This window comes from Helicobacter canis, from assembly GCF_008693005.1.
Lineage (GTDB): Bacteria > Campylobacterota > Campylobacteria > Campylobacterales > Helicobacteraceae > Helicobacter_B > Helicobacter_B canis.
The window spans coordinates 113,962-139,891 of record NZ_VXKE01000001.1 but is presented as its reverse complement, the minus strand read 5'-3'; the positions used below and the strand labels follow the sequence as shown (position 1 = coordinate 139,891).

The window sequence follows — 25,930 nt, the reverse complement described above, 5'->3', positions numbered from 1 at the left end:
GCGCTAGCCCAAAAGTGAGAGATACTCTTGTGTGGGGAGAGAGTCTGGCTTGGCACTAAAGATTGCATAAGGCTCTAAAACCTTGCAACCACAATAGCTAAAGGTGCTTGTAAGCGGCGTTAGGATCGTCTCTAGGCTATATCCGTGGTGTCCATCATAGCTATCTTTGCTGCCACCAAGTGTTGTGATGACTTGAAAGCTCTTGCCGTGTAGAAGCTTTGGATTCTCCCCGTATAAAATATGTGTCAAAACGCGATCTTGCCACTCTTTCATAAGCGCAGGTGTGCTAAACCAAAAGAGCGGAAATTGGAAAATGATCTTTTGCGCTTTTGTGAGTAGCTCCACTTCTTTGGCGACATCGATTGTGCCATTTGGATAGGCGGTATTGAGATTGTGGATTGTGAGATTAGGGAGAGACTTGGCAGATTCTAGCAGGGCTTTATTGACCTTAGAATCTTCCCAAAATGTATGTGAGACAAGCAGTAGCGTTTGCATAAAAGCTCCTTGATTTGTGTAAAGATTAGCCATTGTAGCATAACTAGGAGCTAGTAGAATCTAGGCTTTCATCTCTAAAAATGGCTCTTTTTGCAGATTTAGCTTTGAGAAAAGCAGCTCATCGCTTGAAGGAGCAGCGTTGCTGGTGGTGAGCAGCTTATCGCCATAAAAGACAGAGTTTGCCCCGGCGAAAAAGCATAATGCCTGCAGCTCTTCACTCATCGCTTTTCTGCCAGCTGATAGGCGGATATAGGAAGTGGGCATAAGGATTCTAGCAAGTGCGATAGTGCGGACAAAGTCAAATTTATCAACTTCTGGGGCATTATCTAGGGGAGTGCCTGGGATTTTGACAAGCTGATTGATGGGCACAGACTCTGGTGGGGTAGGGAGATTAGCAAGTAGGAGCAGCATATTGATCCTATCATCATTGCTCTCTCCCATACCTAAGATCCCGCCTACGCAGATTTTAAGCCCTGCTTCACGCACATTAGCAATGGTGTCAAGCCGATCTTCAAAGGTGCGCGTGGAGATGACTTGGGAGTAATGCTCCTTGGAAGTGTCGATGTTGTGGTTGTAAAAATCTAGTCCTGCATCTTTAAGCTTTAGGGCATTCTCTTTAGAGAGAAGCCCTAGTGTTACGCAAGTCTCTAGCCCTAGCTTTTTGACTTCTTCTATACTTTCACAAATCTCTTCTAGCTCCTCTTCACTAGGGCTGCGCCCTGAAGCCCCCATACAAAAGCGCGAGCTCCCAGCTTCTTTTGCCTTTTTGGCTAGGGCGATAATGCTTGCTTTATCAAGCATTTTTTGCGGTTTTGTGCCAGTGGAGTAGTGCGCACTTTGGGCGCAGTAGCTGCAGTTCTCCGTGCAAGAGCCGGTTTTTACACTAAGCAGGGTGCTTGTTTGAATGGTGTTTGGGCAGAAGTGCTTGGTATGCACACTATGGGCTTTTGCAAGTAGCTCCATAAAGGGCTGGTAGAAAATCTCTTTAGCTTCTTCAAAAGTGTAGGACATTGCTGCTCCTTCAAGACTTAGCAAGTATAAAAGTGCGCATTATAGCGAAGTTTTGAGATTTTACTCTGTGCTGGGATTTTGCTAGTATATTTTTATTTATTTTGTATAATTAGCGGAAAAATCCTAGAGGTTATGATGTTTATTCCTGAGTGGGACGACCAATATAGTGTCCATAATGGGCATATCGATAAGCAGCATCAGCAGCTTTTCAAGCTTGCTAAGCAAGCAGCGATACTAATCCACAAGCAGGTGGATTCTAATGAAATTAAAGCGATTTTGATGGAGCTCTTTGACTATATGAAGTTCCACTTCCGCGATGAAGAAGCCTATATGGAGAAAATCGGCTACCCAAATCTCCCAGCACACCGAGAAATCCACAAAGATATGATAGAGCGTGTAACTGATCTTATCCAAAATATCAAATACGACTTCAAGCAAAAGCTTGCCATTATCACGCGTGATTGGCTGGTTGAGCACATTATGAAAGAAGATATGAAAATCGAGCGTTGGTATGAAGAGTATAAAAACGCCCAATCTCTTGAAGGCGGTGCGGACGCAGATGCGATAGCGCAGGCGAAGATGGAGATCGGGCATTTTTATAAGTGTGATTGCAGGGAGTCGTTCCGCGTGCTTGAGACTATCCATCAAAAGATTTTAAGTGGACAGGCTTACCACTGCAAGAAATGTAATGCTAAAATTTCTTTCGTCCAAGATATGCAGTTATAGAGTGTGTGGGCTAAGTTAAGTAGCGCGAGAGTGTGTAGCTATACATAGCAGGAAGAATAGATTCTATCTTCAAGGGTTTTTATCTTAAATGAAAGGATACAAATGCAAGTAATTGGCTCGATTATTTGGGTGCTTTTTAGCGTGATGATTATTATCGGCGGTGTGGTAGGCTGCTTCACACCACTAGAGGTGGTGGCAAGCTTGGCATTTTTACTGCCGATATTTTTGTGCGTAGGTGGCGTGGCGGATATTTTGTATTACTTCCGTGTTAAAGAGTTTGCCGGGGCGAAAGCCTTGCTGTTCTCCGGGATTTTTAATCTCCTGCTAGCGATTATTTTCTTTAGTATGGGGGTAGAATCTACTTCTGCTACGATTGTGTATTTTGTCGCGTTTTTGGCGATGTTCCGCGGGGTGCTGGCGTTTGTCTATGCCTTTGATATTAAGCAGCTTCATACAGGCGCGTTTTGGGTCGTGCTGCTACTTGGTGTGCTTAACATTGCTGTATCGATGATTTTTATTGCATTTCCTGCTATTGGTGGGATCACCATAGGGATTATGATTTCTTTGTTTATCGTGTTGTTTGGTATTGCCTCATTGCTTGGGTGGTGGAGTGCGCGCACGCTGTTTGGTCGCTAAGCAATGCACGCGCTAGATTCTAGGCTCTTTGTCTTCTCCACGCAAAGAGCCATAATGAGCTTTTATGCCAGCTTGCCCCAAGGACTTATGCCTAAGGCTATGGGGATAGAAGAGCTATTTTCTCGTGCATTTTTTACTCCTAGCAAAAGTGCTGCTTCTTCGCATATTTATAGGATTCTACTCCATACGATTTTGCGTGATTTGCTTGAGCTCAAGCCCTCTCTTACAAAGCTGCTTGTCTTTGAGCGAAGTTTCCTAGGGTATCTGCAAGGGAGCGAGTTTCTCCTGCCATTTTTCCGCGAGATCGCGTGCCATAATGTAGCGATGAGCGAAATCCCATTGCGCGATATTTATGCAGATTATGAAGAGCATTTGGAGATTTTGGAGGAGATTTATACGCGTTTTATCGCTAAGCTTGATGAGCTTGGGCTGGGGTGGTTTGATGATAAGCAAGAAGTGATTAAGGAGTTTGTGCAGGGCTTTAGCCAGATAGAGCTCTATCTTGACGGGCTGCTTAGCCCAATTGAGCGCGAGAAGCTCTACTGCCTAAGTGCGTATAGACCCTTGCATATCCATATCCAAACAGACCACTACAACTACAAGTATTTTAGCTGGCTTAGTGAGAGTGTAGAGCCCGGATTTAGCTATACATTTGTGCTAGATTCTAGTGGGGCAGATTCTAGCTCATCTGCTAAGGTCATTAGCCAAGCCCAAATCCCCCAGATAGCACCCATTAGCGCGCTATCGTTTGAGCTGCGTTTGGGGCAGTGTAGCTTCGTGCTAGAGAAAGTGCGCGAGCTGCTAGCAAGTGGTGTTAGCGGTGATGAAATCCTTATCATCACGCCAGATGAGAGCTTTAGCAAGTATTTTGCCCTGCTAGATTCTGCGCGCAATCTCAACTATGCTATGGGGAAAGACTTTTTATCATCTGCTAAAAATCGCGCGTGGTATGATGCGCTCTATGCCACTATGCAGGGCTTCACGCAGCCTAAAGGCAGCAATCTTGCCTTTATAGAATCTATCTTTAGTTATATTTTTACCCAATCGCTTGCCAAAGACTCTAGCAAAAGCCCTTTAGATTCTAGCTATAAGGCACTGCTAGATGAGCTGCCACCTTGCCCAATTAGCGTGCGCTTGCAGGCTAAGGTTTTGGAGATTATTGGAGATTATTTGCGTGTTGAGGGCGTGCTAGATTTTAGCTATGAGCAGCTGCTTGAGCTAGTTTTCTTGCGCCTTGCGGAGCTAAGTGTTGATGATGTGCGTGGGGGTAAAGTGCGCGTTATGGGGATTTTAGAGACTAGGGGGCTTGCGTGTGATTATGCGATTGTGGTGGATTGCAATAGTGGCTTTATCCCTAGGATTAAAGAAAGCGATGTGTTCTTAAACACGGCAATTAGAGAGAGACTGCAAATGCCCACCTTGCAAGATAGGGAGAATCTACAAAAGCATTATTACTACCAGCTTTTTTCTAAAACGCGCAAGGGAGTGTTTCTCACATTTACACATAATGAAGAATCTAGGGAATCTAGCTTGCTCGATGAGCTAGAGCTACAAGGCATAGCTATTAAGCGCGATAATGGCGATAATCTCTACGCACTTTTTCCGCCAAGCTCTTTAAAGCCCTATGCAGAAGAAGAGATTGTAGGGCTTGTAAAGGACTTTACTTTCTCACCTACGAGTTTGGCGATGTTTATGGAGTGTAAAAGGAAGTTTTACTACCGCTATATCGCTAGGCTCAAAGAGCCAGACCTTTCACTAGAATCTAGCTTAGAGCCTAAGGCTTTGGGTGTGATTGTGCATAATGCTTTGGAGCAAGCCTTTGGCGCACAGGCACTTGCGCTGTGTGATGAAAAGCTTGTGGAGAAGGTTTGGCAGGAGTGCTTGAAGGCATTAGGCAAGCAGCTTTGCGACAATGCTACACAGGGCTTTGACTATGAGCTAATCGCACAGGGGCTAAAGGGGATTTTCACACAGGAGAAGGCATTTGCCAAGCGGTATGGATTCCGCGTGGCGGCGTGTGAGCAGGGGTTTAGCTCTAGTATTTGCGCTGGTGGTATGCACTACCAAGTCGCTGGCAAAATCGATCGCATCGATATACTAGCAGATGGCAGCTGGCGCGTGATCGACTATAAATTCTCTAAGCCTAGCGCAGATAGTAAGATTAAAGCTAAGCATTTATCCCAGCTGGCATTCTACCGCCTAGCCCTAGAATCTAGCGCACTTAGGTTTGAAGACTCTGCTTATGCGCAGGGCTTGCAAGGCACAAAGCCTAGCCATATAGAGTCGCTAGTGTATTATCTAAAAGAGTCTAAGACTCTCCAAAAGCGCGTAGAAATACTCGCGCCAGATGCATTTGAAGAGCATAGGGCACTCATTATAGAGACTCTTGCGCAGATGAGCCAAGAAGTGTGCTTTGAGAAAGTGCAAGATGGCACGAAGTGTCAATATTGCGCGTATGTCAATATGTGCAATAGAAGCTAGATTCTACCTAGATTTACTTGTGTAACCAAGTGTAAAGAAGTTTGTGTTATAGTTGCGACTTTATTTTAATTATTAAGGAGACTACTATGAAAAAGCTAGTAGCAGTTGCTTTACTTTGTGGGCTTGTGTCATCAAGCTTTGCAATTGGGATTGGGAAGTTTAAGATCAATCCAGAAGCGGGTGTGAGCTATGGTGTGGCTACGCCGAGCAAGACAAGCGATCTAGGTGGCTATGCTAGAATCTGGCTTGGTGGTAATGGCTTCACAGTCGCGCCTATGGTGAAGTATAACTACATCTTTGGAGTAGATGAGCAAAAAGGCTTTGCTAATATCCAAGCAGGCGGACTTATGGGGTATAGGATCTTCCGCTTTACGCCGTATGTCGGGGCGAGCTGGTCTGGGTTTAAAGATGCTGGCTATGCAGATACAACTGCGCTAAATTATGGAATCTACTTTGATATTCCTATCTTGCCTCTAAGTATCGGTATTGATGCAAGCTGGCAGAAGCCTAAAATCCTTGGCACAGATGTCCGCCAATCACAGCACCAAGTTGCTTTGACACTAGGACTTATCTTCTAAAACTTATGAAATACTTCGCGCTAAAGATCGCTTATAATGGAGCGAGCTTTAGCGGGTTTGCTCCGCAGCGCACCGCTGGCATTACAAGTGTTAGCGAGACACTAGAATCCACTTTATTAACACTTGGCATAGATTCTCCCATAGTTGGCGCAGGGCGCACAGATAAAGGGGTGCATTCTCTAGGAATGATTGTGCGCATTTGTGCTAGAGACTGCTGGGAGAGTGCGCGACTCTATGAGCTGCTAGTCCCAAAGCTTTACCCCCATATCAAGCTTCGCGCACTATGGGAAGTGTCTAAGGACTTTCACCCACGATTTAGCGCGCACGCAAGGTCGTATATCTACATTTTTAGCCCGCATTATTTGCTGCCATTTTTTGCCCCTTTTATCGCAAGGGAGTCGCTAGGGGATTACCGCACTTTGCAAGAGTGCTTGCAGCTTTGTGTAGGGGAGCATAATTTCGCGCTTTTTTCTAAAACCGGCTCAAATCCCAAAACCACCACACGCACCATTTATAGCGCGTGTATAAGCCCTAGAATCTATGCTGGGCAGCAGTGCTATGTCGTGCGTCTTGTGGGAAATGGCTTTTTGCGCGCGCAAGTGCGGCTGCTGCTTGGAGCTTGTCTTGCTGTTTCAAAAGGTATCATCACACAAGAAGATTTTCTAGCCCAGCTTAGCGCAGTGCGTCGCAGCTACTCTATGCCAGCGAGTCCGCAGGGGCTGTATTTTGGTAAGGTGTGGTATTAGTCCTTATAGTAATAATTTGTATCATCAAATATTTGTGTATTTTTGCTACAATTGCGCACCTTAAATTTTACAAACATTAGACAAGGAAAATCAATGATAGACCTAGGTATGGAGCTACACAACGACACACTAATCACATCAAAAACCAATCTAAAAAGTGCCATCACTTACTGCAATCACGACTTCTACACATATAGCGGCTTTAGCGAGAGTGAAGTGCTAGGCAAGCCTCACAATATCGTGCGCCACAAAGATATGCCTAAAGCTGTATTTAAGCTGCTTTGGGACTATATCAAGCAGGGGAAGGAAGTGTTTGCCTTTGTGAAAAACCGCACCAAAGACAACTCTCACTACTGGGTGTTTGCTAATGTTACGCCATCGATTGATATTGACAAAAATATCGTGGGCTACTACTCTGTGCGCAGGAAGCCTAATCCACAGGCACTTGAAGCGATTGCGCCGCTTTATAGTGCTATGGTGGAAGCTGAGAGAAATGGCTCGATAGAATCTAGCACGGCGATTTTGGAGCGTGCTTTGATGCAAGCTGGCAAAAGCTACAATGAATTTATCTTTGAGCTACAAAGGGGTGCGTAATGAATGCAAAGATACTAGATATTGTTTTTATCACACTAAGTGTGCTTGGGGTGGGGCTAAGTATCGCGCTGGATTCTATCTGGTATGCGTGTATCGCGCTTTTGCTCGTGTGTGTAGGGGTGGGACTTCGCCTTTTTCTTAGTCGCCACGATGCATATTTGCTTAAATCACTTGCGGAAGTTAGCAAGCAGTATGCAGATGGGAAGTTTGAAGGGCGGATTGTGCATATTAGAGGGGCAAGCGTTATGGCACAGATTTGTGAGAATCTAAATGATCTCATCGACCACTTAGAAGCATTTTTACGCGAGGTGCAAACAGCCATTGAGTGCTCCCAAAAGGGAGAATACTACCGCCACGCACTTAGCGGCGGGCTTGATGGGACATTTGCGCAAAATATCCAAGGTATCAACCACGCTCTTACGCAAATTGAGCAAAATGCCAAAGAAAGTGTGAAAAACGCCCTAAGTAAGAATCTAATGAATCTCAATCTCTCTCATCAAACAAGAGATTTGAATGAAATCGCCAATGGGCTTAACCAAGATATTTCCTATATGAAAAAGGTAGATTCTAATATCCAAGAAATCAGCAATTCTTCTAAAGAAAGCAAGAAAGACATCACTATGCTAACAGAATCTATCCACAATCTCCTAGAGCTTATCGAAGCTAACAATAGCTCTGTGGAGAGCTTTGCTGAGAAGTCAAAGGATATTGGCAATGTGGTTGGGATCATTTCAGACATCGCTGATCAAACAAACCTCCTAGCCCTTAATGCCGCCATTGAAGCAGCCAGGGCAGGAGAGCACGGCAGAGGCTTTGCAGTCGTAGCAGATGAGGTAAGAAAGCTTGCTGAAAAAACCCAGCAAGCTACAAACCAAATCTCTGTCTCTATCCAAACAATGCAGCAAGAAATGGAGACGATCCAAAGTGGAAGCGAGAGAGTCTCACAAATCGCCCAAGATTCAGAATCTAAAATCACAGAGTTTAATGAAGTCTTTAGCAAAGTTGATGAAAACAGCTCATCGCTTGATGCTATCTTTGCCCAGCTTTCAGAAGGGCTTATCCTATCTGTGGCAAAGCTTGATCACATTTCTTTTAAAACTAGAGTGTATGACTCTCTCAACACCCAAGCCCCAATAGACTTGGAAAACGCCCAGCCTATATCAAGGCTTATTGATGATGAGAGTGTGGTAGATAGGCTGTATAAAAACTGTCCGCAGCACCAGTGTGAGATGATACGAGATAAGATCTTGCACCACGCTAAGGATTCTATCGTCCGCATTGCAGAGCCTATTACAATAGATTCTTCTAAGGCTATTATCGACAATGTCAAGGCACTAGAAGTTGTCTCTGATGAGTTGCTACAATCACTAGAGAAGCATTAAGGATAGGATTGTGGTGTGGCGGCTATGTATCGAGCGTGCTTTTAGCACTTTTGCTTCTGCCTTGTGTATGCGCGGCAAAGGAGCAAGAGAAGCAGGCAGACACGCCCTTGCAAGTATTTTAAGAGATTTTAGCCCCCCTAGAATCCACCCAAGGCTATGGCTACGCAAGCTTTATACAAAGGCTAGAATCTTAGCTTTACAGAGTTTTTACAAAAGGGCTTAGAGTTTTTACAAGGTAGGATTATAATTGCCTAAACCTACACAAAGGCACCTTATGCCCAAGCCTAAAACCCAAGCACGAAGAGTCCAAGTCCAATTCCACCTAGCGCAAAGAAACTATAAGCGCATTATTAAGCGTATGCGCGCTACTTTGCTTGATGAGCCGCTAGAGCCTACTGAAAATGCACATAAGGTAGAATCTACCCCCATACTCAAGCGTATTGCGCACAAGGTGCGCGTGGGGGCTTTTAACGCGATTACAACTTTGCTAGAGATTCCATATAAACACGAAGCGCGCGTGGCGTGCCTAGAGTTTGTGATGAGTATGCTCTTTGCCTTTTGCGCGCTTTTGTGCGTGGTGGCGGTGCTGGCGATTTGCTTCTTTCTCTTTGGCAAGGCGGTGCCTACGATTATGGAAGTGGGAGTTTGGGACTTTTTGCTAGGTGATAGGTGGATGCCTACAAGTGAAGTTTTTGGAATCTTCCCTATGATTATTGGAAGCTTGCTTGTGAGTGTGCTATCTGTGGTGTTTGGCGCGCTAATTGGTGTGCTAAGTGCGATATATCTAGCTTATTTTTGCAAAAAATCTGTGCTAAAGATTCTAACCCCTTGCGTGGAGCTGCTTGCTGGGATACCCTCGATTGTGTATGGATTTTTTGGGCTTATTGTGCTGGTGGAGTTTGTGGATTTTTTTGCTGATAATGGCGGGAAAGGCTTGCTAACTGCTAGCATTTTGCTAGCGATTATGATTTTGCCCACAATCATTCTCATCTCTAAAACAAGCATAGAAGCAGTGCCAAAGTCCTACTATGAAGGTGCCATAGCACTAGGAGCGAGCAAAGAGAGGGCGGTGTTTTTTGTCGTGATTAAGGCGGCTAGAAGCGGGATTCTAGCGAGCATTGTGCTAGGTATGGGGCGCGCGATTGGCGAGGCTATGGCTGTTATCATTGTCGCGGGGAATCAGCCCCTAATCCCAGAATCCATAACCGATGGTGTGCGCACGCTAACGACAAATATCGTTATGGAGCTAGGGTATGCAGAGGGCTTGCACCGCGATGTGCTCATCGCTTGTGGGGTGGTGCTATTTGCCTTTATCCTCTTGCTTAATCTCTGCTTCCGCGCCATTGCTAAAAGACTATAAGTAAGTTTGCAGACTAGAAGCTCCGTGCTTTGGTAAAAGGCTAGAGAAGGGGCTTGTGTGATGTGTCTAGCTCTTCTTGGGGCTTGATTTTATTGTCCTTTAGGATTTTGCCATAGCCTAGCGATACCCCGATGAAGAGATTGCTCGCTGGCTTGTCGATATAGCGACCTTTGAGTAGATAGAAGCTGATAAATGGCGAGATACTAAAGCTGCTCCATAGCGTTGTGTCAAGGCGGAGATTGCACTCTAGCTCGTGCTCTGGGTTGCGCAAGTCTGGGTAGTTGTTGATAATATAGTGGCGGTAGTTGAGAAGTGAGCTAAACTGCACGCCCTCGCGCAAAGTGCGCTTAAGTGCTAGCCCTGTCTCCACGCCCATAGATTCTATGAGATTATGAATATCGCTGAAATCTTCTTCGCCAAAGAAATTGAGCTTTAGGTTTTCGACATATTTGCCATCAAAGAGCCTGACCCCAGCAGCAAAGCGGAAAAACTTCTTGCGGTAGGGGAGATTTAGTGAAGGGGTAAATTCACTTTGCAGACTTAGCTGCGCATAAGGACCAATCTCGCCCCCACCGATTCTCTCTAGCTTCCAAATTCTCTGTGTATATCCGGTGGAGAACAAGATCCTATCAAGTGTTTTATTTCTTAAGTGTTTTTGTGGCGAGAGAAACACCATCGTCTCACCATATTCTGCAAGCAAGGAGTTGAAAAACACAAATCGTTTAGAATAATAATCTGCAAGCATATAGCCATAAAACTGCATTATTAGCTGAGAGTCGCCACTAAGGCGGCTGTTGGCAAATTGAGCATAGTCATCTTGATTGGTGATTTTGGTAGAAGAGAAGTTGATTGATGCACGGGATAAATCTATGAGCCAGCCTTCTCGCTCTATATCAATATCAAGCTTTTTGCCAATAGGATTGGCGTGAGCTGCACAGACACACGCCAGAGCTACAAGCTTTGTAAAGCTAGTTATTAGTCGGGAGATTGTGGGAGAAGTTAGAAATATGCTTGATAAGATTTTTTTCATCAAAAACGACATCTTGCTGGGCGGCTTCTTTGACAAGTGCTAAGGCTTCGTTGGTGTTGTAGTCATTCCCACCCTCATAAGGCTCAAAGATACGATTAGTGATCGCTAGTGCATAAGCCTTTTTCTTAATGCTTGGTGGTGCGGAGTGGGGGTTGATCGCATAGACAACCGTTTGGGTAAGGATTTCATCAAACTTCCATAAATCAAAGCAATAGGCTAAGAAAGAGATATGATCCACGCCGAAAAATTCTTGCTCTATGAGCGCGATATTTTGAAAATCGCTTGCTTGAAGTGCTTTGAGAAACTCTTCATCTTTTTTGGATTTGATAAGCACGCTGGAGAAAAGGATCATACCAAGGCGCAAGAGCATAGCACACGGGATAAGGGTTTGAGAGAGCTTGCGGTCTTCTTCATTAAGCCAATTTGAGATGAAATCTACTTCTTTAGCGCAGTTGCCAATGAAAAGATTTGTATCAAGCCCATAGGGGCTGACATTGATCTTGATCCTAGAGCGCAGAGAATCTGCCATTACAATATTTTTGACATTTTCAATCCCAAGCAGTGCTATAACTTGATTGATCGTAGAAATCTCTTGGGAGAATCCATAGTATGCGGAGTTAGCGGTTTTTAGGAGATTGGCTGTGGCAAGCGGGTCTTTTGAAATAATATCGACTACGCCTTTGATCTCTATTTTTGAGCCTTTTTCATCGATATAGTCGCGTAGTTTTATCACCGTATCTGGTAGTGGGGGGAGATTTTGCTCAACAAGTGTTAAAAGCATATCATTCATTGAAAATCCTTTGCTTCAAGCCTTGCGGATTCTGTAAGGGCTTCAAAGCTATTAGTCTTAGTGGGCGTCCATTCTATCTAAAATTTATTTGGTTTGTGGTTAATGCGCCAAAGATTTTGGGTAAAACACACAATCTCTCACTCTAGCTCGTAATGATCAAATTAGAATCTAAGCTAAGTAAATGTATGCTTTACCTTTACTATTTTATTATTTGGTTTGTTCTTATGGAGTTTATTTCACTTATTATTGTGGCTGGTCTTGGGCTTTCAATCGCGCTAAATCTCGCGCTCAAATACTTTGACATTCCGGCAATCATTGGCTATATCGTTACCGGTGTGCTTATTGTGTATTTGTTTGACATTCGTGGGAATGAGATCCTCACAGATGTGGCGGAGTTTGGGATTGTTTTTTTGATGTTTATGATAGGGCTGGAGTTTAGCTTTGATCGCTTAAAGTCTATGCGCCAAGAAGTGCTGACATTTGGGATCTTGCAGGTGTGCATTACCACTTGCGCATTTTTGATTGTCAATTACTATGTTCTTGGATTCTCATTTGTCTTCTCGCTTGTGGTGAGTATGGGGTTTTCGCTTTCTTCAACGACAATTGTGCTTAGCCACTATGAGGCAAACAAGCAGCTTGATACATCATTTGGTAAAAATGCTGTGGGGATTTTGATTATGCAAGATATTGCAGTAATCCCCATCTTGCTAATTTTGGCGATAATGACAGACTCTCAAGCATCACTTGGGGATATGCTCATTAAGACCTTTATATCTGGTGTGCTGGTGCTAGCACTTTTGCTAATCCCCGGGCGGTGGCTAGCGGTGCGTATGCTCTCACGCGCAGCCCGTGCTGGGACTAATGAGCTATTTATGGTAAGCGTGCTGTTTTTGGTGCTTGGCTCTGCGCTTCTAGCTCACGCCTTTGGCTTTTCAATGTCGCTTGGCGCATTTATCGCTGGTATGAGTATTTCTAAGACTAGATTCCGCTATCAAGTGCAGTCGGATCTCTCGCATTTTAAAGATATTTTCTTAGGGTTGTTTTTTGTTACCGTTGGGATGCAAATTGATGTGGGGTTTTTGTTCCAAGAGTTTTTCGCGCTGATGTTGGCACTAGCTCTTGTTATGGTGTTTAAGACGGCGGTTGTGTATTGGATTTTGCGGTGGTTTCGTAGCTATACTAGCGCGCTTAAAACCGCTCTCTCACTCTGCCAAATCGGGGAGTTTTCCTTCGCTATTTTCTTAATGGCAAATAGGGAAAATATCTTTGCCGAGCGTGTGAGTGGTGGGCTATTTGGCGCGTTGGAGGATGCTGGGATTATTAGCTTTGGCGATGGGGATATTTACCAATTTTTTGTGCTTATGGTTACTTTCTCAATGATTGCTACGCCATTTATTTTGAAATATTTAGATCCAATTTGCGCCTTTGTGCTGAAGCAAAAGATCCGCCAATCCCATCCAAGCGATGAGCTGACAAAAATCCCAAGCGACTTGCAAAGTGGGCATATTATCGTCGTGGGCTATGGTGAGTTTGGCATAGAAGTGGTAGATCTATTAAAGCAGGCGGGGAAAACCTATGTCGCAGTGGATTCTGATGGCGAGCGCGTGGAGCTAGGGCTCAAGATTAAAGATCGCGTAGTGTATGGCAATATCAAGCAAGTGGAGTTTCTTAAACTGCTTAAACCTAAAGAAGCCCAATGTATGATCCTAGCCATCGATGATGCAGAAACGATTAAGGATATTTGTGATGAAGTGCTGGATTTTGACCCACATATCCCAATCATCGCTAAAGTGGATTCTAGGGAGGTGCAAGCAAGCCTAGATGCTATTGATGTGATCAATTTCAACTCACGCACAGAGATCGCCAAACTCCTTGTGCAAAAGGCAGTTGAGTTTTAAGCTCTCAAGCTAGAATCTAGATTCTAGCTTGTTTGCTCTTGTGCTACTCATAGCGCAGGGCATTGATAGGATCTTGCATTGATGCCTTTTTGGCAGGTAGATAGCCAAAGATTATGCCAATAAGCACAGAAATGCAAAACGCCATAAAAGCCACGCCTATATCAAACACAAATGGTAGCACCAGCACATAGCTAGCGATCAATGCCCCAAAAAATCCAAGCACAATCCCAATGCACCCGCCAAGCGAGCTAATCACCACAGATTCTACAAGAAACTGCATAAGCACTTCGCTCTCCAGCGCACCGATGGCAAGCCTAGTGCCTATCTCTCTTGTGCGCTCCGTTACAGAGACAAGCATAATGTTCATAATCCCAATCCCCCCTACAAAGAGACTCACACTTGCAATCGCTCCTAGAAATAGCGTCATCGTCTTTGTCGTCTCCTCCATAGCCTTTGCCATTTCTTTTGTATCCCAGATTTCAAATAGCTCTCTTTGCCCCTCTTGTGGCGGGCGGATTTGGAGCATTATCTGCCGTAGCTTTGCCACAGAGCTTACATTATCCACCCCATCATCAAGTGAGATTAGCACCTGTGAGATGAAAAAGGGGCTATTAGTCCCAAAGACAAAGTTTGAAAATGTCTTTAAGGGCATAAGGATAATATTATCTTGGTCATTGCCGCGGAAGCCTTGCCCTTTAGATTCTAGTACGCCCACAATCTCGCACATACTATCGCGGACACGCACTCTAGCTCCAAGGGGGTTTTCTTGGTTGAAGAGCTCTTTTACCACACTTTGTCCCACTAGACATACGCGCGCACCTGTGTCATACTCTCTAGCTTCTATGGCGCGCCCAGATTCTAGCTCCCACGCACTAGCTAGCAGGTAGTCTTCATCAACTCCGCTAATTTGCACTTGGGCATTTTTCCCACCATAGCGCACAAGCGTTTCGCTATATACCACAGGTGCTACCGCGCGCGCGAAGGCTAGATTGTGCTTTAATGTTGCCACTTCTGCGCTGCTAAAATTGCGCCTTAAACTCCCACCCCCGCTCCCAAATCCGCGCGCAGGGTTTAGCATAATGATATTGCTCCCTAGGTTTTTGATTTGGGTTTGGATATTTTGCTTCACGCCATTGCCTATGGCTATCATCACAACTACGCTTATGACACCGATGATAACCCCTAGCATTGTCAAAAATGCGCGCAAGAGATTGCGGCGGATTTGCTTAAAAGCTAGAAATAGAGCATTTAGAAACATTGCTTATCCATTAGCTAGGCATTTTGGGCGTTTGTGTCAAATCGTGCTGGATTTGCCCATCAAGGAAGTGTAGCTCCCTTGATGCATATTGCGCCATATCGTGCTCGTGCGTTACCATAAGGATTGTGATGCCTAGATTTTGATTAAGCTCGCTAAGGAGCTGCATAATCTCCACGCTGCGCTTAGAATCTAAATTGCCCGTGGGCTCATCAGCGATTAGAAACATTGGCTCTTGGGCGATTGCCCGAGCGATTGCTACACGCTGCTGCTGTCCGCCGCTTAGCTCATTGCTTAGATGATTTGCCCACTCCTTTAGTCCCACCATTTCTAAGGCTTGCAAAGCCTTTCGCTCTCTTTGGTGCTTGTGTATCCCTCGATATAAAAGTGGCAGCTCGACATTCTCTAGTGCAGAAGTGCGCGAGAGTAGATTGAAACCTTGAAAAATAAAGCCTATGTAAAACCGCCGTAGCAAAGCGCGCTGCTTGCGTGAAAGGCTAGTTACATCTACACCATTAAAGAGATAGCGACCGCTTGTTAGAGAATCCAAGCAGCCAAGGATATTTGCGGTGGTGGATTTCCCAGAGCCAGAAGGACCCATAAGCGCGACAAACTCTCCTTGCTCTATGGCTAGATTGACCCCGCGCATAGCTTGATAGCCTGCTTTGTAAGTTTTATGCGCATTTTCTAGGAGGATAAAGCTCATTGTTTTTGGCTTGCTTGTGTGATGATTTGGGTATTTGGCGCAAGCTTTGGGCTAAGGATTTGGGCATTTATACCATCATTGATCCCCACTTCTACTTCTATGGGGCTTGGCGCGCCATTTTCTAGGATATAGATGGTCTTACTAGGCTTTTTACTCGCCTTAGCACTGCTTCTGCGCGGCGGTGGTGGGGTGGAGAAGGAAAAGGACTTTTTGCTAGCAGTAAGCTTAGGTGGCTCGAAAAATAGCGCACTTACAGGGATCGTCTGGGTGTCCTTTTGCGTTTGGATAATGATATTAGCACTAGCACTCATACCTGGGCGCAAAAGCTTGGCTTGGTTATTGACTAGGATTCTAGTTTCATAGCTTATGATATTGTTACTGCTATCTTGCGTGGCGGCATAGCTTACGCGATCGACTTTAGCACTAAAATCTGTATCTGGGTAGGCATCAACACTAAAGCGCACATCTTGCCCGATTTGCACCTTGCCTATATCAGCTTCTGCGACATTGACAACTAGGCTCATTTTTTCAAGGCTTTTAGCTAGCTTGAAAAGGGTGGGCGTTTGGAAGCTCGCTGCCACGGTTTGCCCCGGATCAATGCTACGCTCTAGCACGATACCATTGATAGGGCTTATGATGATGGAGTTTTTTATATCAATCTCACTGCTTTTGACATCGGCTTCTATGTTTTTAATGCTAAGGGCATTGACTTGCACGCTGCTTTTGGCATTTTCGTATTCTAGCTTGGCGGTTTGTAGCTCAAGCTTGGAGGGGGATTTGCCTTGTGTGCGGGTAAAAAGCTCTTGCAAGCGGTCATAGTTCCACTTGGCTTTTTCTTGCGCGATGAGACTTAGAGCGTGCTGGGCGCGCGCGGATTCTAGGGAGGCTTTTTGCTTATTTAGCGTTTGATTGAGTTTTTCTGGGTTTATGGTGGCTAGCACTTGCCCTTCTTGCACGCTATCATTTATATCGACAAATACTTCTTGGATACGCCCAGAGATTTGACTACCTACTTCAACGGTATCAATAGGCGAGAGTGTGCCAGCAGCAGAGACTATTTGCGTGATAGTCGCAGTCTTTGGAGTAGTGGTTTTGTAGGTATATTTTGGTGCGCTAGGGTAGAGCCACCACCATAGAAGTGCGATGACTAGACACAGCGCAATAGCGGCAAACAAAAGCCACTTGCGCTTTGTGGGCTTGGGGTAGAGCCTAGCGTAAATATCCTTGGCTAAAACGCTCACTCATATCTCCTAGATTCTAGCTTCTGCGCAATGCACGCATTTTGGGGTAAAAATTGTAGCAGATTCTATAAGAATAATGTGAAGCGATGATGAAGTGCTAGAAATGCGCTTGTAGCGCGTGGATAATCTCATAGATATTATCGATTTTGCCACCCATAATCGTGCAAAACCCCTTTACTCCATAGTCTTTGGCAAAGATTATGGGTCTGCCATCATCGATTTCATTGTGCGTGCGAAGTGTCTTTATCTCATACAAAGAGTCGATATACTCTAGCTTTGATAGCTCTGGGAGATAGCGCGCTGCATCTTGGCACATAAGGGGGAATTTAGATTCTAGCTTTCGGGACTTGCTTGTAGGGTGCAGGAGAGAATCTAGCAAGGCATAAGGGTCGCACGCTTGGCTGCTATCACTCCACGCACAATGTGGCGTATAGCGCACATGGCTTAGCGTGTAGCAGTTTTTAGCAGGGTAGGGCATAAGTGAGAAAAACGCCCCGTCCATAATGGTAACCCCTAAGCGAGCTAGAGACTCTGGCACTTGGACTAAAGCCATTTCTGTAAGCTCATATTTCAGCGGCAAAGGCGGGAGAGCTGAGCGGGCTAGCAGGGCGTTGATCCCTGCATAAGTGCAGTTTAGCACAAGAGGTGCGTGCAAGGTCTGCTCTCTTTGCGCACTAGATTCTAGCACGCTAACCCCTACTTCCCCCCAATCGCTAAAGACTCGCATAGCCTGTGTATTGAGCGCGATTTCTATGCCACTTGTGCGCAGTCGCTCTTGCAGAATCTCGCGCAAGATATTGGCATTAAAGGCATATTCTTGCACACAAAAGACTTCTTCAACTAGCTCGCGTGTGAAAAGCCCCTGCACCGCATCACTTGCCCGCTCAATAGGGATAGAAAACTGCTTAAAAAGTCTATAAAACTGCGTGGCAGAAGTCTTAGAGCCATACGCAGCGATGGCATAGTATTTTTCAAACGCATTAAGAATAGCTGGGGCAAACTCATCGCAAAAGCGCGTAAAATGCCTAGCACTGCTTAGGGCTGTGCTAAGGGAGCGTGGGTAGTGGTAGCCATTATGCACGCGCGCTTGATTGCGCAAGCTGGCGCGCAAGAGCAGATCGCGCTCCTTCTCTACGATGAGAATCTTTCTGTATTTTTGCCGCAGGGTGCTTGCGATATATGTGCCAAAGAAGCCGCCGCCGATGATGATGCAGTCGTAGTGTGCTGTGGCTTTTTTGATCGTGGGCGATTCAGCTTTTCTAAAGAAACCTGCTGCGGCTTCGCCTTGCACCGCTGTCGCTGGTTTTGGGCTAGAATCGTGGATTTCATCGCCGTGCTTGTGCGATAGACCGCCAAGTCTTATCTCCGCGCGCGGCTCGAAAAGCCCCGATTCTAGCTCCAAAATCTTAGAATCGCAGGGGCTTTTGGTTTGTGTGGCTTCATCGTCATTGCGAGCGGATTTGTCCGCGTGGCAATCCACGCTAGAATCTAGCTTTGCTTCCGCCTGCGGCGTTGTTAGATTTTTAGCGTTTTTGTTGAAACTCCTAGAATCCTGTGCCGACTTTAGATTCTGGGTTTTTCCGTCATTGCGAGCAAGCGCGCTAGCGTTTGCGTGGCAATCCACTTGCACGCTAGATTCTAGCTCGGTTTGGTTGTTTTCTTTTTCCAAGATTCTAAGATTTCTAAAGAAACCTGCTGCGGCTTCGCCTTGCACCGCTATCGCTTGTTTTGTGGTGTTGCTTTCGTAGTTTTTTGGGGATTTTAGGGTAGAGCGAGACTTGCGGTCTGCGGTTGCCCTAAAACAAGGGATACCGCTCGCCGCTAGGCGATGTTTCTTTAGAAAATCCCCAAAATCTGCGGAATGATTACCCAAAGCTGAATCTAGCAAGCAGGCTGTCCTTGCACACACATTTGTATGCGCCACATAATGCACATTCTTAGCGAGATTATCGCTTGCTATGAAGCTCATAAATGTCGCTAGGCTATGGGCTAGGTTGCCACTCTCATCAAAGATAGGCAAGCTAGATTCTAGGGCTTTATCGGCTTTGTGCGATAGCGGGGTAGAATCTAGCATATCTATTTGCAAGCAATGCTCCTTGCTAGAGAAAAGCTGCAGCACCCTTTGGCGACTTGAGCTAAGAAGCGAGCACTCTAGGGTGATTGGGATAGCCTTGCCCCCTTGTTTAGCACTAAGTATAAGTCTAGCACTAAGCCTACTAGAATCTAAAAACACGCACTCTTGCACTTCTACATCTGTGATAATGCTAAGCTCTTGCATTAGAGCAAACACGCTTAGATAATGCACACCTAGCACTTCAAGCACGCTTTCATTCTTATAGAATTTCCCATATTGCGTAAAGCTAGCATAGATAGATTCTAGGCTTTTGTGCTTGCAGAGTGAAAGTGCGTGGCGGATTGATGGGCTAAGTGTGTAGATATAGTCTGTAAAAAGCACGAGATTTCGCTCTTTGGCTAGGGATAAAAGCTCGCGGTATTCCTTGGCATTGCTAGTGGCTGGCTTTTCTATGAAAGTGTGGCAGCCCGATTGCAAGGCGGCTTTAGCTAGCTCAAAATGCGCATTTAGTGGCGTGATGACAAAGCATATATCCACTTGCACTAGCAGGGTGCTAAGGTTGCTTGTAGCAGTGTTGGCTATGGCTAGGATCTTGCAGTGCTTGGCAATGTAAGGGCGTAGAATCTGCCCAAAGTATCCACTCCCTATAAGCAGGGCTTTAGGCTTATTTGGCTGCATTGCTTTGGGAGAGCTTTGAGCGTTTATGTGCTAGGATTGCTTGGCGCAGGGGGCGCAAGCGGTAGATCTCTTTGAGATAGATTCTAGCAAGCTTTGTGATTTGCACCTTTGAGCCTAGGGGGTCATCTTCCCATTGCACGGGGATTTCTTCAATCTCTATCCCTAGGGCTTGGGCTTGTATAAGCATTTGTGCGCAGTAAAACCAGCTTGGATCATCGCTGCACTTTTGGCGCAGTAGTGTAGCGATGTCTGCTTGGTAGAATTTAAACCCGCACATTGCATCGCTAAAGCTCGTGTGCAAGGCGGCTTTGATGATGGCATTAAGCGATTTTGAGATGATTTCGCGCTTTAGGCTTCGCCCTATGACTCTAGAGCCTTGCAGCAGTCTTGAGCCTACAACGACCATAGAGCCCACGCACAGACTCTCATAGGCTTCAAGTAAATGGCAGAGGTTGGTAGATAGATCAATATCCATATAGCCAATAAACGCGCTTTTGCATTGCCTAGAGTTGTTGTGATCTATGCCGGCTTGCAGGGCTAAGCCTACGCCTTTTTGATTTAGGCGGAGGTATTCTATGGCAATGCGCGATTGGGCTTTACCACTAGAATCCGCTAGCGATAGGGCGATTTCTTGCGTAGCATCAGTTGAGCCATTATCGATGATAGTAAGGATACAGGGGATATTGTGCTCTGTCATAAATGCTGCAAGCGTGCGCACCCCAGATTCTAGGCGGTCTTGCTCATTTAGCACAGGCAGCAGGATATTAAGTGTCTTTTGCATTAGGAGTCCTTGATATTAGTCTCTGTGTAGTCTAAGACGACAGAGCTTTGCTCATCAATGATCTCATAGGCTGCGCCCTTTTGCTTGAGTAGGATTATGCGCATATACTCGCCGATGATTGAGAGCATAGAAAATAGCCCAATATTACTTAGCACCATATAGGCAGAAGTCGAAGTCCAGCCTTGCGTGATATGGGGCATAAAGTAAAATGAGATAGCGATGTAGATCCCATAGACTCCATTAAAAACCGCAAACGCTAAGCACAGGCAAGTGCCTAGCCGCAGTAGCTTATAGGAGCGACCAAAGATCATATCAAGCCCTAGATTGATATGATCTAGCAGTGATTTTCTAGGTATTTTGGTAGGGGTGTAGGGGTGCTCACAGATCTTTAGCGTGCTATCAAAATCAATAAAGCGCAAAAGCTTAATATCATCTTGCGTGCGTAAAAGCACATTGATCGCCTTGCGTGAGAGCACACAAAACTCACTAAGCTCTTCTCTATACTCGCCATCGCTAAACATTCTCAATATTTTATAGAAGAGCCTTGATGCGTATGCTTGCACAAAGCCATAGGGCTTGCGCGTGCGGCTAGCTATGGTGATGTCATAATTATGGCAGGATTCTAGTATTGCAAGTGCTACATCAAGCGGGTCGCTCTGCAAATCCATAAACAGCACATAATCCCCAATGCAATGGCGTAAGAAAATCTCATAAGAGAGCGCACCTAGATTCTTATAATCTCCAGCCATAGAGCGCACCTGCAGCACGCGGCAATTTGGGATAGTGTGGGTTATGCTAGTAGCGGGGGGGGGGGGCAATATTTAGGGATTCAGCTTGCAGACTAGAATCGTGGATTTCTGCGCCTTGCGGCGTCGATAGACCACTAGTCTTATCTTCCTTGCAAGCCTTGAAAAGCCCCGATTCTAGCCCCGCAATCTTAGAATCCTGTGCTGAGAATATAAAAGAGTAAGCCCCATTTTTATCACCCAAATCCCACCGCGAGCAAGTTCGTCTAGAATCTACTTTTCTGTCATTGCGAGCAAGCGCACTAGTGCTTGCGTGGCAAAGCGTAGCTTCTTTAGAAAACAAGGGATACTGCTTGGGCGTAGCCGATGTTTCTTTAGAATCCATACTAGAATCTAGCTTTTGCTCATTTGGGGCTTTGGGCTCTAGCACAGGGTTTAGCAGCACGATCTCAAAATATGCGAAGCGATCTTTAAGCGCGCGGTAGAGCTTCTCTAGGCTCTCTAAAGAGCAGCGATGATGCAAAAGCGCGACAGAGATGATCTGGCTATGTGCTACCAAGTTGCAGTCCTTACTCTTATGTGGATTTGGCATTGTAGCATAGATTCTAGCGGGCTATGCTGTGCGGGGGCTTGTGCGCAACTATTGTAGTCTCTCTTTTAAAAGCTCATTTACTCTGGCGGGATTTACACCTTTGGCATTTTTCATCACCTGCCCTACAAAAAAGCCTAGAAGCTTATCCTTGCCGCTTTTAAATTCTGCGACTTTATCAGGGTTGGCACTTAGCACAGAATCTATGACAGCTAGGATTGCTCCATCGTCATTGACTTGTGCTAATCCCATAGAATCTATGAGAGAATCCACATCGCCGCCTTTTTGCTCCACAAGCACATCTAGGATTTCTTTGCCGCTTTTGCCGCTGATCTTGCTCTCATCTATGCGTTTAACTAGTGTGGCGAGTGTGGCAGAATCTATCCCGCAAGTTTGCAGAGTATTATCGCCTTTTAATCGCCCTAGAAGCTCGGTTGTCAGCCAAGTGAGAGAGCCTTTGGCACTTGCACCAAAATCTAGCATAGATTCAAAGTATTTTGTTAGCTCCAAACTTGAAGTCAGCACTCCGGCATCATAGGGCTTAATGCCAAAGTCCTTGACATATCTCTGTGCTTTTTCATCGGGCATTTCTGGGATTTGCTTGCCCTGTGTCATTAACTCTTCATCAATAAACACAGGCAGTAAATCTGGGTCTGGGAAGTAGCGATAATCTGCCGCTTCCTCCTTGCCACGCATTGAGCGAGTTACGCCCTTTGCGGTATCAAAAAGGCGCGTTTCTTGCACGACTTGCTCTTCATACTTGCCATCTTCCCACGCTTCAATCTGCCGCTCCACTTCGTATTCTATGGCTTTTTGGATAAATTTAAAGGAGTTTAGATTCTTAATCTCTACGCGTGTATAAAGCCTAGAATCTCCACTAGGGCGGATAGAGACATTGGCATCACAGCGGAAGCTCCCTTCTTGCATATTGGCATCACTAATGCCTAAAAATCGCACGATAGAATGCAGCTTTTTAAGATAAGCTATTGCTTCATCGCTACTTCTCATATCTGGCTCACTGACAATCTCTAAAAGCGGCGTGCAAGCGCGGTTTAAATCCACTTTTGAAAAGTCGCTTTCGTGGATATTTTTGCCCGCATCTTCTTCTAGGTGAGCGCGCGTAACGCCGATAGTCTTTTGCTCTCCATTTACTTCAATCTCAATCTCCCCACGCCCTATAATTGGGATCTCAAACTGGCTGATTTGGTAGGCTTTAGGCAAGTCTGGGTAGAAGTAGTTTTTGCGCGCAAATATGGAGTTTTGGTTGATTGTAGCATTGATTGCTGTGCCAAAGCTAATCGCCTTTTTCACGGCTTCACGATTAAGCACAGGCAATGCACCGGGCAGTCCCAAGCAAGTGGGGCAGACATTTTTGTTTGGCTCTTGCCCAAAGCTTGTGGCACAGGAGCAGAAAATCTTTGTGGCGGTGTTTAGCTGGACATGGACTTCAAGCCCAATGATTGTTTCAAAAGCACTCATTGTTTCTCCTTTTTTGGTTTTGGCGTTGGCTTTTTGCGAAAAAGCGGGGAGTTTGCCTTTTGTTTGTGCGATAGCCCACTAGGCTTATCTCCGCACAAAAGGCTGCACAACCCCACTTTTTCATCAAAAATCCTGCCGCCTGCGGCGTGGTTATATTTTTTAGTGTTATTCCTAGAATCCACTTTTTTACTTGCGGCGTTTTTTTCTGTCATTGCGAGCGGTGCTTGCACCGCGTGGCAATCCACATTTTCCCTAGAATCCACTTTGTTGCTTCTTCTCTTTTGCTGTTACTATCGCCACGCTTAGATTCTGTATCTCTGTGTGCTTATTGATATAGGCATTAAGCGTTGTAAGATCAAGGCTAGCGATTTTCTCTAGCTCTCTTTTGCTAAAGCCTATACCTCTATCCATATAAAACTCATTAAAAGCACGCCCTAGTCGCTGCGATAAGCTCTCATTGCGCAAGGGCTCGCTCCCTAGGATAAACTGCTTTGCAGCTTGTAGCTCTTCTTCACTCACGCCCTTTGCTACAAAGTCTGCGATAGTTTGCTTCACTACTTCTATGGCTTTATCTTTAGATTCTAGCTTTGTCTGCAAATGCCCGCTCATATAGGGTGTGTAGGGGTTGATACTATAGCTAATGGACGCGCTATATGCTAGCCCCCTTTTCACGCGCACTTCTTCTAAAATCCTTGAGCCAAAGCCCCCAGAGCCTAGGATAAAGCTAGCGACTTTTGCTAGGTGGGATTCACTCTCTAAATCTTCTAAATACAAAGGTGCGCCAAAGTAGATGTAGGCTTGCTGTGTGGGGGCGTATTGGGTCTGTGTGGTAGGCTCTTTGCGCGCGCTAAAGCTAGGCTTTGTGTAGGGCGTGCCTTGAGGGAGCTTGGATAAAATCGGTGCTAGGAGAGCTAGAGTGGATTCTCTATCTATGTCCCCGCCTAGGACGATGATAAGCCCTTGTAGCGTTAGGGTAGATTCTAGGGCTTTTTTCACATCTTCTAAGCGGATTTTGGCAATGGACTCTTGCGTGCCTAGCTTTGGTCTAGCTAGTGGGGTGCTATCAAAAAGCAGGCTTTTTAGCAGCCTGCTAGCTAAGTAGTCATAATCATTTTGCTTGGCTAGGATTTGGGCTGTGATGGCGGTTTTGACCTTTTGCAGCTCTTCGTTGGTTAGATTTGGGTCTAAGAGCAGCTCGCCAAGCAAGTCTATCGCCTGCTCTTTGTCATCTTGCAAGAAGTTTAGGCTAAAGCTTAGAGACTGCAAGCCGCTTGATACACTAAGAGCAATAGCCCTTTGCTCCAATGCTTTAGCAAAGCCTAGATTCCCACGCTTCTTGCTTCCTTTCTCTAGTAGCTCTTCTATCACTGCTCCTCGCCCCAAAAGCTCGCCATCTTGGATCTTCCCACCACCTTGAAATACCAAGCGCACAATGCCTGCTGGGATAAGCGCAGAGTGCTCATAAATCACAGGGATTTGCACGCCTTGTATGGTGGTGTGTGTGAGTGTGGCTTCTTTACCCATACTAACTCCTAGTAATAAGCTTGAGATAATGACTACGCACGCACTAAGCTTGTGGTATATGCGTATCAAAATCGCTCCAAAATCTCATACGCTGTGTTGCGTTTGGCTGGTAGCTCGCCTATGTCTTTGATAAGGTTTATCATCTCTTCTTGGTTCATCGCATTGCGCGCCCCTGCGGCGGCTACGACATTTTCTTCCATCATTGTGCTGCCTAGATCATTTGCGCCAAAGAGCAGTGCCAGCTGCCCTATGTGGCTACCTTGTGTTACCCAGCTACTTTGGATATTTGGGATATTATCTAAGTAAAGCCTAGAGCAAGCAAGTAGGCGCAAATAGCGATTAGAGCTAGCCTTTTTAAGCTCTGGGAGTTCCTGCTGCAAGGGCGTGTTATCTGGCTGAAAGCTCCAAAGGATAAAGGCGCGGAAGCCTCCAGTTTCATCTTGCAGCTCGCGCACTCTATGCCAATGCTCGATAATGTCATCGTCATTATCCACACTGCCAAACATCATCGTAGCCGTGGATTTAATGCCTAGCTTATGGGCTTGCCTATGCACTTCTATCCACTGGCTAGAATCTAGCTTTTTAGGCGCGATAACATCACGCACCCTATCGCTCAAAATCTCCGCTCCAGCTCCGGGGATCGAGCTTAAGCCCGCATCTTTTAGTCTTTGCAATACTTCTGGGATAGAGAGCTTAGAGACTTTAGCAATGTAGTTTATCTCAATGGCAGAAAAGCCGTGGATTGTGATCTGTGGATATTTATCGGTAATGTGGCGCACAAGCTCTTCATAATAATCGATTTTAAGCTTAGGATGCACGCCCCCTTGGAAGAGGATCTGTGTGCCACCGATAGCTAGAAGCTCTTCAATCTTTGTGTCAATCTCTTCAAAGCTTAAAACATACTGCCCTTCTTCACCGAGCCTGCGCTTAAAGGCGCAAAACTTACAATCAACCCAGCAAATATTGGTGTAGTTGATATTGCGATCGACGATAAATGTAGTGATTTTATCTGGGTGGAGTTCGAGCTTTTTGGCACTTGCCATTTCGCCGAGCTCTCTTAGCGATGCGCTTTGTAAAAGCTCTTTTATTTCTTTATCGCTATAACGCTTCTGTAAAGATCGTGCCATTAT

Annotated in this window: 24 protein-coding genes and 1 pseudogene; 10 read left to right on the top strand and 15 right to left on the bottom strand. The window is 45.5% G+C overall.

The window, feature by feature from the left end:
* Window positions 1–3 precede the first annotated feature (3 nt).
* Together F4V45_RS00645 and bioB are read right to left on the bottom strand one after the other, a co-directional pair.
* Entirely contained in the window at window positions 4–495 is a 492-nt protein-coding gene (locus F4V45_RS00645) for an NAD(P)H-dependent oxidoreductase (RefSeq protein WP_150336603.1), read from the bottom strand.
* Between the two features lie 60 nt (window positions 496–555).
* Entirely contained in the window at window positions 556–1,506 is a 951-nt protein-coding gene (bioB, locus tag F4V45_RS00640; RefSeq protein WP_150336602.1) for a biotin synthase BioB, read from the bottom strand.
* 132 nt (window positions 1,507–1,638) lie between these two features.
* Between bioB and F4V45_RS00635 the strand changes: the two genes are divergently transcribed.
* From F4V45_RS00635 to pstC, 9 genes and pseudogenes are all read left to right on the top strand, one after another.
* On the top strand, window positions 1,639–2,232 hold the full coding sequence (locus F4V45_RS00635; RefSeq protein ID WP_084330887.1) for a bacteriohemerythrin: 594 nt from the start codon (window positions 1,639–1,641) through the stop codon (window positions 2,230–2,232).
* A gap of 102 nt (window positions 2,233–2,334) precedes the next feature.
* Entirely contained in the window at window positions 2,335–2,868 is a 534-nt protein-coding gene (locus F4V45_RS00630) for an HdeD family acid-resistance protein (RefSeq protein WP_023929009.1), read from the top strand.
* A gap of 54 nt (window positions 2,869–2,922) precedes the next feature.
* Window positions 2,923–5,349, top strand: coding sequence for a PD-(D/E)XK nuclease family protein (locus tag F4V45_RS00625; RefSeq protein ID WP_170235109.1), 2,427 nt, complete (start codon window positions 2,923–2,925; stop codon window positions 5,347–5,349).
* A gap of 86 nt (window positions 5,350–5,435) precedes the next feature.
* Window positions 5,436–5,927 (top strand): hypothetical protein, encoded by a 492-nt coding sequence (locus F4V45_RS00620; RefSeq protein WP_023929006.1) that lies wholly within the window; start codon window positions 5,436–5,438, stop codon window positions 5,925–5,927.
* A gap of 5 nt (window positions 5,928–5,932) precedes the next feature.
* Complete coding sequence (gene truA, locus F4V45_RS00615; protein ID WP_150336600.1) at window positions 5,933–6,673, top strand: tRNA pseudouridine(38-40) synthase TruA; 741 nt, start codon at window positions 5,933–5,935, stop codon at window positions 6,671–6,673.
* Between the two features lie 93 nt (window positions 6,674–6,766).
* Complete coding sequence (locus F4V45_RS00610; protein ID WP_023929004.1) at window positions 6,767–7,267, top strand: PAS domain-containing protein; 501 nt, start codon at window positions 6,767–6,769, stop codon at window positions 7,265–7,267.
* Window positions 7,268–7,971: 704 nt separating this feature from the next.
* Window positions 7,972–8,649, top strand: a pseudogene (locus F4V45_RS10025) (methyl-accepting chemotaxis protein); the annotation flags it as partial.
* Window positions 8,650–8,659: 10 nt separating this feature from the next.
* Entirely contained in the window at window positions 8,660–8,872 is a 213-nt protein-coding gene (locus F4V45_RS00600) for a hypothetical protein (protein WP_150336598.1), read from the top strand.
* 51 nt (window positions 8,873–8,923) lie between these two features.
* Complete coding sequence (gene pstC, locus F4V45_RS00595) at window positions 8,924–10,009, top strand: phosphate ABC transporter permease subunit PstC (RefSeq protein WP_246144961.1); 1,086 nt, start codon at window positions 8,924–8,926, stop codon at window positions 10,007–10,009.
* Between the two features lie 40 nt (window positions 10,010–10,049).
* On the opposite strand, the gene F4V45_RS00590 is transcribed toward pstC, so the two are convergent.
* Together F4V45_RS00590 and F4V45_RS00585 are read right to left on the bottom strand one after the other, a co-directional pair.
* The gene (locus F4V45_RS00590; RefSeq protein WP_150336597.1) at window positions 10,050–11,039 is read right to left on the bottom strand and encodes a hypothetical protein; all 990 of its coding nucleotides are present in this window, start codon (window positions 11,037–11,039) and stop codon (window positions 10,050–10,052) included.
* Complete coding sequence (locus F4V45_RS00585; RefSeq protein ID WP_150336596.1) at window positions 10,978–11,829, bottom strand: cheVAW transcriptional regulator CheP; 852 nt, start codon at window positions 11,827–11,829, stop codon at window positions 10,978–10,980. Before F4V45_RS00585 ends, F4V45_RS00590 begins: the two co-directional genes overlap by 62 nt.
* A gap of 185 nt (window positions 11,830–12,014) precedes the next feature.
* Here F4V45_RS00585 and F4V45_RS00580 point away from each other — a divergent pair, with 185 nt between their 5' ends.
* Complete coding sequence (locus tag F4V45_RS00580) at window positions 12,015–13,727, top strand: cation:proton antiporter (protein ID WP_150336595.1); 1,713 nt, start codon at window positions 12,015–12,017, stop codon at window positions 13,725–13,727.
* Window positions 13,728–13,770: 43 nt separating this feature from the next.
* Here the strand turns inward: F4V45_RS00580 and F4V45_RS00575 are convergent, their stop codons facing one another.
* The 11 genes from F4V45_RS00575 to F4V45_RS00525 form a co-directional block, all read right to left on the bottom strand.
* A complete protein-coding gene (locus tag F4V45_RS00575) occupies window positions 13,771–14,985 on the bottom strand; it encodes an ABC transporter permease (RefSeq protein WP_150336594.1) in 1,215 nt (404 codons plus the stop codon).
* 10 nt (window positions 14,986–14,995) lie between these two features.
* Window positions 14,996–15,688 carry an ABC transporter ATP-binding protein gene (locus tag F4V45_RS00570; protein WP_150336593.1) on the bottom strand — a complete coding sequence of 231 codons (693 nt, stop codon included), beginning with the start codon at window positions 15,686–15,688 and terminating at the stop codon, window positions 14,996–14,998.
* Entirely contained in the window at window positions 15,685–16,929 is a 1,245-nt protein-coding gene (locus F4V45_RS00565) for an efflux RND transporter periplasmic adaptor subunit (protein WP_150336592.1), read from the bottom strand. The genes F4V45_RS00570 and F4V45_RS00565 overlap by 4 nt, the downstream gene beginning before the upstream one ends.
* A gap of 97 nt (window positions 16,930–17,026) precedes the next feature.
* Complete coding sequence (locus F4V45_RS00560; protein WP_150336591.1) at window positions 17,027–19,681, bottom strand: FAD-dependent oxidoreductase; 2,655 nt, start codon at window positions 19,679–19,681, stop codon at window positions 17,027–17,029.
* A complete protein-coding gene (locus F4V45_RS00555; RefSeq protein WP_150336590.1) occupies window positions 19,668–20,462 on the bottom strand; it encodes a glycosyltransferase in 795 nt (264 codons plus the stop codon). The genes F4V45_RS00560 and F4V45_RS00555 overlap by 14 nt, the downstream gene beginning before the upstream one ends.
* The gene (locus F4V45_RS00550; protein WP_150336589.1) at window positions 20,462–21,211 is read right to left on the bottom strand and encodes a glycosyltransferase family protein; all 750 of its coding nucleotides are present in this window, start codon (window positions 21,209–21,211) and stop codon (window positions 20,462–20,464) included. Before F4V45_RS00550 ends, F4V45_RS00555 begins: the two co-directional genes overlap by 1 nt.
* Before the next feature lie 46 nt (window positions 21,212–21,257).
* Window positions 21,258–21,767, bottom strand: a complete 510-nt coding sequence (locus F4V45_RS00545) for a hypothetical protein (protein ID WP_150336588.1) — start codon at window positions 21,765–21,767, stop codon at window positions 21,258–21,260.
* A gap of 81 nt (window positions 21,768–21,848) precedes the next feature.
* Window positions 21,849–23,276 carry an Asp-tRNA(Asn)/Glu-tRNA(Gln) amidotransferase subunit GatB gene (gene gatB, locus F4V45_RS00540; RefSeq protein ID WP_150336587.1) on the bottom strand — a complete coding sequence of 476 codons (1,428 nt, stop codon included), beginning with the start codon at window positions 23,274–23,276 and terminating at the stop codon, window positions 21,849–21,851.
* Complete coding sequence (locus F4V45_RS00535) at window positions 23,273–23,539, bottom strand: hypothetical protein (RefSeq protein ID WP_150336586.1); 267 nt, start codon at window positions 23,537–23,539, stop codon at window positions 23,273–23,275. The genes gatB and F4V45_RS00535 overlap by 4 nt, the downstream gene beginning before the upstream one ends.
* Window positions 23,529–24,800 carry a M16 family metallopeptidase gene (locus F4V45_RS00530; protein ID WP_150336585.1) on the bottom strand — a complete coding sequence of 424 codons (1,272 nt, stop codon included), beginning with the start codon at window positions 24,798–24,800 and terminating at the stop codon, window positions 23,529–23,531. The genes F4V45_RS00535 and F4V45_RS00530 overlap by 11 nt, the downstream gene beginning before the upstream one ends.
* A gap of 65 nt (window positions 24,801–24,865) precedes the next feature.
* Window positions 24,866–25,927 carry a dehypoxanthine futalosine cyclase gene (locus tag F4V45_RS00525; RefSeq protein WP_150336584.1) on the bottom strand — a complete coding sequence of 354 codons (1,062 nt, stop codon included), beginning with the start codon at window positions 25,925–25,927 and terminating at the stop codon, window positions 24,866–24,868.
* Between the last annotated feature and the right edge of the window lie 3 nt (window positions 25,928–25,930).